The organism is Allosphingosinicella sp. (assembly GCF_036570505.1).
Lineage (GTDB): Bacteria > Pseudomonadota > Alphaproteobacteria > Sphingomonadales > Sphingomonadaceae > Allosphingosinicella.
The window spans coordinates 1-9360 of record NZ_DATCYB010000081.1 but is presented as its reverse complement, the minus strand read 5'-3'; the positions used below and the strand labels follow the sequence as shown (position 1 = coordinate 9360).

General features: G+C 61.9%; 9 protein-coding genes. 2 read left to right on the top strand and 7 right to left on the bottom strand.

The annotated features are described in order from the left end of the window. Positions 1 to 751 (top strand): TonB-dependent receptor domain-containing protein (locus VIR62_RS10050; RefSeq protein ID WP_431870927.1); only part of this gene is annotated, 751 nt, incomplete at its 5' end. 222 nt (positions 752 to 973) lie between these two features. Here the strand turns inward: VIR62_RS10050 and VIR62_RS10045 are convergent. The 4 genes from VIR62_RS10045 to VIR62_RS10030 all read right to left on the bottom strand — a co-directional run bounded on the left by VIR62_RS10045 (position 974) and on the right by VIR62_RS10030 (position 7243). Next, positions 974 to 2746 carry a tetratricopeptide repeat protein gene (locus VIR62_RS10045; RefSeq protein ID WP_431870925.1) on the bottom strand — a complete coding sequence of 591 codons (1773 nt, stop codon included), beginning with the start codon at positions 2744 to 2746 and terminating at the stop codon, positions 974 to 976. Between the two features lie 78 nt (positions 2747 to 2824). Further along, entirely contained in the window at positions 2825 to 4333 is a 1509-nt protein-coding gene (locus VIR62_RS10040; RefSeq protein WP_431870923.1) for an indolepyruvate oxidoreductase subunit beta family protein, read from the bottom strand. Between the two features lie 6 nt (positions 4334 to 4339). Beyond that, on the bottom strand, positions 4340 to 6460 hold the full coding sequence (locus VIR62_RS10035; RefSeq protein ID WP_431870921.1) for a thiamine pyrophosphate-dependent enzyme: 2121 nt from the start codon (positions 6458 to 6460) through the stop codon (positions 4340 to 4342). A gap of 3 nt (positions 6461 to 6463) precedes the next feature. Beyond that, the gene (locus VIR62_RS10030; RefSeq protein ID WP_431870919.1) at positions 6464 to 7243 is read right to left on the bottom strand and encodes a cyclase family protein; all 780 of its coding nucleotides are present in this window, start codon (positions 7241 to 7243) and stop codon (positions 6464 to 6466) included. Positions 7244 to 7352: 109 nt separating this feature from the next. On the opposite strand from VIR62_RS10030, the gene VIR62_RS10025 reads away from it, so the two are divergent. Beyond that, positions 7353 to 7883: a MarR family winged helix-turn-helix transcriptional regulator gene (locus VIR62_RS10025; RefSeq protein ID WP_431870918.1), complete on the top strand. Its 531-nt coding sequence runs from the start codon at positions 7353 to 7355 to the stop codon at positions 7881 to 7883. 5 nt (positions 7884 to 7888) lie between these two features. Here the strand turns inward: VIR62_RS10025 and VIR62_RS10020 are convergent, their stop codons facing one another. The 3 genes from VIR62_RS10020 to VIR62_RS10010 form a co-directional block, all read right to left on the bottom strand. Next, positions 7889 to 8287, bottom strand: coding sequence for a RidA family protein (locus VIR62_RS10020; RefSeq protein ID WP_431870916.1), 399 nt, complete (start codon positions 8285 to 8287; stop codon positions 7889 to 7891). Next, entirely contained in the window at positions 8284 to 8712 is a 429-nt protein-coding gene (locus VIR62_RS10015) for an acyl-CoA thioesterase (protein ID WP_431870914.1), read from the bottom strand. The genes VIR62_RS10020 and VIR62_RS10015 overlap by 4 nt, the downstream gene beginning before the upstream one ends. Beyond that, a partial coding sequence (locus tag VIR62_RS10010; protein WP_431870913.1) for an acyl-CoA dehydrogenase family protein occupies positions 8709 to 9360 on the bottom strand: 652 nt, incomplete at its 5' end. The genes VIR62_RS10010 and VIR62_RS10015, both read right to left, overlap by 4 nt.

The following is a 9360-nucleotide window of genomic DNA, read 5'->3' as shown; positions in this document are numbered from 1 at the left end:
CGTGATCCGCCCGATGAATAAAATGGCCGTGACTGTCGATTACTATAATATTAACATCAAGGATGCCATCTTCCGCGCGCCTCTCAATGTCGTGCTTGATCTTTGCTACAATCAATTCCAGGATCTGAACAACTTCTACTGCCAGTCCGTCGACCGTCTCCCTGACGGCACGATCGGTTCGCCTGGCGGTGTCAGCGCGCTCTTCGCCAATATTGGCTCAATCAAGACCGACGGCATCGACGTGGGCGTGAGCTACTCCATGGATATTTCCTCAATTCTCGGTGAGGAGAGCAGCATCAGCCTGGCCAGCTCGGTAAACTGGCTCAACAAGTTCGACAGGAACCCCGTGGTCGATGTGCCCGGCTTGGCAAATCGTTGTGCCGGCGCCTTCGGCCTGACCTGCGGTGAGCCTCTGCCCGAATGGAAGGGGACGGCTCGAGCAACCCTGGAGATAAGCGACTTCACGGCCAGCCTCCGCTATCGCTACATTGGCGAGGTGACTGATGACAGGGTCACGCGCGGACTTCTTTCGGCCAGCGACCTGGCCGTGCCGGTCATAAACCCAGAGCATTATCTCGACCTTTCACTCGCATGGGATCTCGAACAGTTCACCCTGTTCGGCGGGGTCATCAATCTCACGAACAACAAACAGACCCTGATCGGCAGTTCGCAAGAGCAGCTGAATACGTTCCCCAGCACGTACGACCCCCTCGGCATTCGATTCTTTGCCGGGGCGACCGTCAGGTTCTAACGCGGGATCAACGGCGAGGGACGGATCCGCTCCGTTCCTCGCCAGGGTCGAGAGGAGCCATGACGGGGGCGGCATTTACGGTCGCCGATTTGGCGACCGCACCGGTCTTGCGCACGCGATATTCGCCGAGCGGCGAGACATGCGACATGTCACGAGATCCAGGATGAACGGAAAAGGGGGCTCGCGTTGGTGATCCGTCAAAGACGAGGGCGCAGAGCCGGTCTAGGTCGGGATGACGTCAAATGCGACCGTCGTCCTCGGTCCTTCGTCCGCGAACGGTACGGTGCCGTGATACAGATAGGAGGGAAAGAGGATCAGCTTTCCGACCTCCGGCTTTAGGGCTCTTGCAATCGTTTCCCGCTCGCCGAGCCCGAGCCCGGTCTCTCCGAACTTTATCCATCCTTCCTTGTGGACTTCATCCGTCGTGGATCCGGGCAGCCCGACATAATAGCAGGAACTGATCCATCCTTCCGAATGGACGTGATTGAGATGGAAGCCCTCACGCCGAAGGCGAACGGACCAGGATCCCGAAAAGCGGAATTCCGCCGAGCGCCGCTTCAGGAATATGTGATCCGGATCGTGAGGCAGCGCGTCGATATATTCCGCGACCGCGACCTCGATCATCTTCTTGACCGCCGAAATCTCCGGAAGATCCCTGTCGAACAGATTGCCCATCGTCTGCGTGCCGCCGCGAAGCGTCTGCTCAAGAGGATGCTGGTTCCCCATATGGAGCGCCGCCAGCACTTGCTCCAGGCGGGCATTAAACTGCTCGACACCGCCCCATCCTTGCGGCGGCTGCAGGATTCGGGACGAAATAAAACGATCATAATCATTGAGGCGATCGGCTCGCGGGTCACCGAGAAGGCGCCAGGCAAGTCCCTGATAGGCGATGGCTTGCTGGTCGAACGGCCTCGCCTCAAGAGCGGGCGTCACGACCTCGAGCGCGGTCTCATAGCGCCCTAGTATTATCAGGCATCGAACGAGCACGAGCCGGCAATCCATCCCGGCCTCCAATCCCATTCCGGTCTCAAGATGCGAAAGGGCCGCGTCCATATCTTCATTGGCCCAGCAGGCCTGACCCAGCCGATGGCGAATGGCGGCGCTGTCGATGCCCATTGCCAGGGCATCATCCAGGAGTCGGACCGCGTCTCCAATCCGGCCTCCCAAATTCAGGCGATTTGCGAGATCGGCGAGCAGGTCGGCATCGTCCGGATCGTCCCGAAGCGCCTCCAGGTAGCTGCGCAAATAATGCGCCGTGTCGCCCCGCTGCCAGAGAAGGCGGTTCAAGGAGTCATGGGCGTCGCGATAGGTGGGCTTCGCTCCGATCGCGGCGCGATAAGCAGCGGCCGCCTCATCGAGCCGGCCGAGATCATAATAGGAATGGCCAAGATTGTATCGAATCTCGGCCGCCGCTGGATTGGCGGCAGCACATTCTTCCAGCATTCTGGCCGCCTGCTCGGGCTTGCCGGCGAGGCGAAGCGTGACCGCCAGATTGTGCCGCGTCGGGATGCTGTTCGGGCGTAGCGACAAAGCCGTGTTGAATGCCGCGATCGCCTCCTCGAGCCGGTCGCAGGCCCGCAGCGCGCGGCCGAGCGCAGACCAGGCCTTGGCGTTCCCGCAGTCCGTATCAACGGCTCGTCCGAGCGTTTCACATGCCCTTTGGTTCTCACCGGCCGCTAAATAGGCGAGACCGAGATTCGTGAGCGCATCGGCATAGGAGGGGTGCAGCGCCAACGCGGCTCGATAGGCTTCAATGGCATCGGTCGGCTGCTTTAGGTCGAGCAACACATTGCCGAGATTGTTGAGGACATGCGGCTGATCAGGTCTGATACTGAGTGATTGCCGGAACAACTCGGCTGCCCGTTGATGATCCTTGCCGGCACGAGCCACCATCCCGAGAAGCTGCAGCGCGTCGGGCTCTCCCGGCGTCGCTGCTAGTATGTCGGTGAGAAGCGCGCTCGCAGGCCCCAGCTGATCGGTCCGAAGGAGTTCCATTGACCGTGCAAGTGCGTCTCGGAGGGTCATATCTTGCCGCTCATCCGTGTCGGGAGCGCTGCGGATAGCCGGGTGCCATCAGGACGCGAGCCGCAGCTCCGTGATGGCGCTGCTCAAGGCTGTGCCCTCCTCGTCGGCGAGGGCCGCCTCACGAAGACGGCCCAGGGTCGATGCGGCATCAGGGCCCGATTTGATCGACGCCCAGGCGTCCATGATCCGATTGAACCTCGCAAGGCCCCGCTCGAACGTGTCGCCATAGCCCTTGATGAGCCGCTGGCACTGGACGAGCTCCGCCGCGGCGGCAGGATCCGTGCCGGCGGCGTCTCGAACATGCTCGAGCCAATGCTCGATCCGCTCCTGTTCCGTCCTGTAGCGAAGGGTGCCCCGGCGCCAACGACGCATGCCCGCAAGCAGCGCGAGTAAAATGAACCATCGGACACCGCTCGTCTCCACATGGCGACCCTTCCCGAAGAGCGGACGCAGCCACGACGACAGTCTGCTGCTCGCGAGCACGCGACGCCCGATGGCCGCCGGCAACGTTTCGCAGACCTCCTCCAGGCGAGGGTGCATATATTCGGTGATACCGAGAATTTCCTCCGGCCCGGCTCTGACCTCCTCGCGCACCCGCTTGAAACGACCAGCTCTCACCTTGAGGTCCGCGACACGGATTGTGTCCTCATAGCTCATCCACAAGGCGACGTGTCGCGCCGCCTCGCGGGTCAGCCGCCAATTTTCCGCGTCGTTGTCCAGTTCGCGGATCGAAGCGATGCGGTCCAGATAGAGATCAGCATAAGCCGCATCCTGATAGTCGACCAGGCGCCGAACGCCTTCTGTCGCGAACTCATGCGCGGCTTCCGGTAGCTGTTCGTGAATGCGCCCAAGGAGCCTTCGACCCATCTCCGTCGTCGGAGCAGGAAGCAATTGGGTGTCCACCAGCCGTTCGACTTCGCCCACGGCAGCCTTGGATCCTGCTTCGAAGGCGGCAAGGTTCGAAGCCACGGCCTTGCCGCCTGCCCGAACGGCTTGCTCGAAGGCGGCGACGGGAAAAGGCAGGGCTCCGCTCCCGGCCAGCGCGCCAAACATGACCGAACTTATCACGCTCCCATGCTGGGCTGCGATCTCGTTCATGTCGAAGGCGATAAAGCGTTTGGCCTTCTGCCGCGCCGCCGCCAGAATACGCTCGCCGCTGGCTCGGCCGTCCGCCATCGCCGACTTCTCGGAGATTGCGTAGACGCGGTGGGTGGAGCCGATGAGCGTGGTTCGTTCTTCGGTCACGAACCCCCGCAGGACGGCTCGCCCGACCTCCATCAGCTCCGAGGCGACGACGATATCGACATCGCCGGGGACCGGCATGAGCGCGAGGATCGGCTCGTGGGCGCCCGTCGAGACATGCTCTTTCGGGAAAAGCTCAATATAATAGACGGTGGCTCCCGTGCGCTGGGCGACCCCGGGAACCGATGTGCTCTGCGCTATATAGCCCTGCAGCCGACCGACCTCGCTGATCCAGTCGGCAAGGACCCCTCCTCCCTCGCCGCCCAGCGCAAGGACGGCGATCGTGATGCGCCGACGACCTGGGGGATCCTGCACCACCGTTCAAAATGCCCGTCTGGCAAGCGCTCGCTGAGCCCGGCGCTGCCACATTCCGATCAGCGACATGCGAAGGCGATCTCGAAGGCGATCCCAGCGGGTCGGATTGATTATGATCCGCGCCTTGTAGAAGGAAGGGCAGAGCACGGCCGCGTGGCTGACCTCGCCACAGACGCCGCATCCCACGCAGCTGTTGTCGACATGCGCTATCGGATCCTGGCGCAAGGGATCCGGATTGGACTTGATGGTGAGCGACGGGCAGCCCGATAGGCGGATGCAGCTGTGATCGCCGGTACAGGTGTCCGGATCGACTCCGAACCGCTCACGAACGACCCTCCTTCCTTCACTCACCGCCTTCCTCATCGCCGGCCTGACGCGTCGCTGGCGATTGAGCTGGCATTCCGACTGGGCGATTATGACCTTCGGACCCGTTTCCTTGCTGGTAAAAGCCTCCCGAAGCATGTCACGCATGCGGCCGACATCGTAGGTCCGTGTCAGCGTCTTCACCCAGCGCACGCCAACCCCGCGCACCGCCCGCTCGATGGGATGCTTGGTGACGCGCGCGGCATTGTCCGCACGGGAGGAAAGAATGTCCTGGCCACCGGTGGCGGCGGAATAGCCATTGTCGATGATGACCGTGACGCTGTCGTCCTTGTTGAAAACGGCATTCCCGATTCCCGACGTCAGTCCGTTGTGCCAGAAGCCACCGTCGCCCATGATCGCGATTGCCCGCTTGTCCCGTGCCTTGAAGGCAGAGGCCCCCGCTGTTCCCAGACCATAGCCCATGGTCGTATTGCCGATGTCGAAGGGCGGCAGGATCGAAAAGAGATGGCAGCCAATGTCGGCCGAAACGTGAAACTGCCCGAGTTCACGCTGCAACAGTTTCATGGCCGAAAAAATCGGACGCTCGGGACAGCCGGTGCAGAAACCGGCGGGACGGGCGGGGACATCGGAAGGGCTGAGAGCTGCCGGCGGCTTCGGCGCGGCTGGCGGTGCAAGTCCCGGCGCCCATTCACTCAGGAACCTGGTTACGCCCTCCTGAAGGACAGCGCCGGTATATTCACCCGCGCGAGGCAGAACCGCCTTTCCGACAACCTGCGTCTGAAGATCAGCACGCCTTATCAATGTGTTCAGTTCATGCTCGATGAATTCGGGCTGCCCCTCCTCGATCATCAGCACGGCGCGTTTCCCGGCGCAGAAGTCCCGTACCTCATCCGGGATCAGAGGATAGGTCACGTTGAGGACGTAGATCGGCAATTTGGCATCGCCGAAGGAATCGGAAACGTCGATCAGCTCGAGGGCCCGATTGAGCGTGTTGAAAAGGCCACCTTGGACAATGATGCCGACGTCCGCATCCTGGCCAAACCGCTCGTTCAGCCGGTTCTCTCGAACGAACTGTATCGCCGCGGGCCAGCGATGTTCGATCTTCTCGACTTCGTGCAGGAAATTGGCCGGCGGGAGCACGATCCGGCTGACGTCTCGCCGCGGTGCCTCGGCGGCTTCCCAGACAGTCAAGGGCGGCCGCTTGTTGTCGCGGGCCGCGAAGGTCCCCGTCTGGTGACAGCCCCGGACTCGCAGTTCGAACAGCACGGGCGTGTTGGACGCCTCCGAAAGCTCAAAGCTTTTTTCTACCAGGTCGACGATCAGCGAATGGTTGGGGCGGGGATCGATCAGCCACATCTGCGACTTCATGGCGAACGCATGCGTGCGTTCCTGCATGATCGAGGAGCCTTCACCATAATCCTCGCCAACGATGACCAGCGCGCCGCCCGTGACGCCACCCGAAGCGACATTCGAAAGCGCATCGGAGGCGACGTTCGTCCCGACGACCGACTTCCAGGCGACCGCGCCGCGCAGTGGGTAGTTGACTGACGCCGCCAGCATGGCCGCGGCGGAGGCTTCGCTTGCACTCGCCTCGAAATGGACGCCGAGCTCCTGCATGAGCTCGTTTGCGTCGGCGAACACATCCATCAGGTGCGATATCGGAGACCCCTGATAGCCGCCAACATAAGCGACGCCGGACTGGAGCAGCGCCTTCGTTACCGCGAGAATGCCTTCGCCGTGGAAGAGCTCGCCCTCTCCCTTGCGGAGCTTTTGAACCTCGGCCTTGAACGAGCGCTCGGCCATCGCTCAGCCTTCGACGAAAGCCAGAACCCGCAGGGGGCTCCCGGACCCGCCTTGGATTTTCAGTGGCGAAGCGACCACCACGGAGCCGGTCGGCGGCAATTGGTCGAGATTGGCCAAACATTGCAGCCCGTAGCGGCCGGCGCCGTGGAAGAGAGCATGCGCCGGATAGGGGGGATCGAGCAGATGGGCCTGGCCTGCATCGGTGCCAATGGTTTCCACGCCCAATCCATGGGCATCGCGTTCTTCGATGAGGAAGCGGACCGCCTCGACCGATGGCCCGGGAGTATGAGCCCCATCGTCCCGGCGGTTTACATAGTCGTCGACCGAGCGCTTGGACCAGTCGGTGCGAAGTAGAACCCAGCTATGCGGCGGGATCCGGCCATGCGTGGCTTCCCATTCCTCGATGTCCTCGACAGTCAAGAGATAATCGGGGTTCTCGGCGGCCTTTGCCGAGATATCGATCACGGCAGCCTGCGCGATGAAGTCGTTCGGGTTGATAGTGTCGAGCGTGTTATTGGACAGGTCGCGTCCGGTAACCCAATGGACGGGAGCATCGAAATGCGTGCCCGTATGCTCGCCGACGGTGAAGTTGTTCCAGTACCAGGCTACCCCGCGCTCATCGTACCGGGATATTTCCTGCATGGAGAAGCCCGCGCACTGACCGAATTCCGGCGGCAGGACGAGAGTGGGAGTATCAGGTGAAAGCGTTTGTGTTAGATCGACCGTCCGGATCGTGCCTGACGCCACACCCGAAGCGAATGCTCGCAACGCCTCCGCTGCCATGTTTCCTCTCCCATAGTTTATCTTTTTCTCCATGCCAGATGAAACTTGCAGACGCAATCAATTACGCCGATAATGCGGAGGCGAAGTTGTGCAAGAGCGGGCCGAACTGATGAAGGATCCAAGAGACCTTGGAGATCCCGGAACGGCGGCGTTCCAGCTTGAGAAATATCCTTTCTACCTGCTCAACCGCCTCGTGAGCCGGTACAATGTGGTGATCGAGGCCCGCCTGAAGACCATCGGAATAGATATTCCTTACTGGCGGGTCCTCATGGTGCTGGGCCAGAAGAGTCCTCGCGGTGTCGGGCAACTCGCCGAGGCGGCCGTGATACCGTTCTCGACGATGACGCGTATCGTCCAGAGAATGGTGACGGCGAAGCTGGTGGTGTGTCGTCAGCTGGAGAGCGACAACAGGGTCACCGAGGTAACAATGACGTCCAAGGGAAAGCAGAAGCTTTCCGAAGCCCGGATGATCACCGCACCGGTCTACGCTCAGATCATCCGGGGCTTTTCAATCGAGGATTTTGAGCAGCTCACGCATAGCCTCGACCGGCTGCACGGAAATCTGGCGCCTCTGGTCCCCGGCAAGAGGAATGGCGACTCCTTATCCGAGGCGGAATCCTCCGCCTCGGACAAGCAATAGCCACGCTAAGGGATTACGGCCGTAGTCTCGATCTCTATCCGGGCTCGTGGTTCGACGAGCGCCGTCACCTCGACCACGGCCATGGCCGGAAAAACCTTCCCAATAATCTTCTTGTAGATTTGACCTATGGCGGCAAGGTTGTTCACATATTCCTCTCGATCGGTGATGTACCACGTCATTCTCACGATATGCTCGGGGAGGGCGCCTGCTTCGGCAAGTATGGCCACGGTATTTGCGAGCACCTGTTCGAATTGGCCCACCATGTCGTCTGAAACGAAACGCTGCTGTTCGTCCCAACCGACAATGCCGGCGGTGAAGACAAGCCGGCCTTGTGCCGACACGCCGTTGGCATAGCCTTTGGGCCGTTCCCAGCCGGCGGGAAGAAGCGTCTGGTGAGCGGTCAAGCGGAAGTCTCCTTTTTTGCAAACGAAATCAGTCGTTCTCGCCATTCGGTCGGCCAAGGCTTTGGCCTCATGGTCTTCATGCAGGTCAGAACTTGAGTAAAAGTGACCGCGAACCGGGTCTCGTTGCCGCTTGTGACATCGGTGGCGAGCACAATGGAGGATCTTCCCACATGCTCGACGAGGATCGACAGATCCAGCCAATCGCCGAGCCGGCTCGGCGCCGAGAAGCCGGCCCGCAGATCAACCGTAGGCAGGGCCAGGTGCATATCGAGATGGAGTGTGCTTCGCGAGACGCCAATGACGGTCTCGGTCCATTCTTCTATCGCAGCGTCGCATAGCTCGAAGCAGCGCGGATAATAGGCAATTCCGGCGGGATCGCAGTGTGCGAACCGGACAGGATAGCTGACTCGAAAGCGCGTGCTCACCGGCTCGATTCCGCCAGGTGATGGCGCGCGATGATCACCTTCTGCACTTCCGACGCTCCCTCGTAGATGCGCAGCGCCCTTATCTCGCGGTAGAGGCTCTCGACCGGCACGCCACGGGTGACGCCGAGGCCGCCGAACATCTGCACGGCCTTGTCGATGACGGTCTGGGCGCGATCGGTGGCGTGGAGCTTGGCGAGCGCCGCCTCGCGGCTGTTGCGCTGGCCCTTGACGTCGCGGAGCCAGGCGGCGCGATAAACGAGCAGCGCCGAAGCATCGACGTCGAGCACCATCTCGGCGAGCTTCGACTGGGTGATGGGATTGTCGGCGAGCCGGCCCTCGCCGAGCTTGCGCGTGAGGGCGCGTCCAGTCGCCTCGTCTAGGGCGCGCCGGGCAAAGCCGAGCGCGGCGGCGCCAACGGTCGTCCGGAACACGTCCAGCGTCGCCATCGCCTGGCCGAAGCCCCGCCCACGCTCACCCAGCCGGGCGCCGTATGGGAGACGCATGCCCTCGAAACGGAGCGTCGCCAGCGGATGCGGCGCGATGACCCGAATGCGCTCGCTGACATCGAGCCCCGGTGTGTCGGCATCGACGATGAAGGCCGAAATGCCCTTCGCCCCCGGCGCCTCGCCGGTGCGGGCGAACAGCACA

What these genes read in the sequence shown, in the direction of transcription:
- VIR62_RS10030 (WP_431870919.1), bottom strand. Translation starts at nt 7,243, where the DNA reads ATGGCAGCGGAGGCGTTGCGAGCATTCGCTTCGGGTGTGGCGTCAGGC.
- VIR62_RS10035 (WP_431870921.1), bottom strand. Translation starts at nt 6,460, where the DNA reads ATGGCCGAGCGCTCGTTCAAGGCCGAGGTTCAAAAGCTCCGCAAGGGA.
- VIR62_RS10025 (WP_431870918.1), top strand. Translation starts at nt 7,353, where the DNA reads ATGAAGGATCCAAGAGACCTTGGAGATCCCGGAACGGCGGCGTTCCAG.
- VIR62_RS10045 (WP_431870925.1), bottom strand. Translation starts at nt 2,746, where the DNA reads ATGGAACTCCTTCGGACCGATCAGCTGGGGCCTGCGAGCGCGCTTCTC.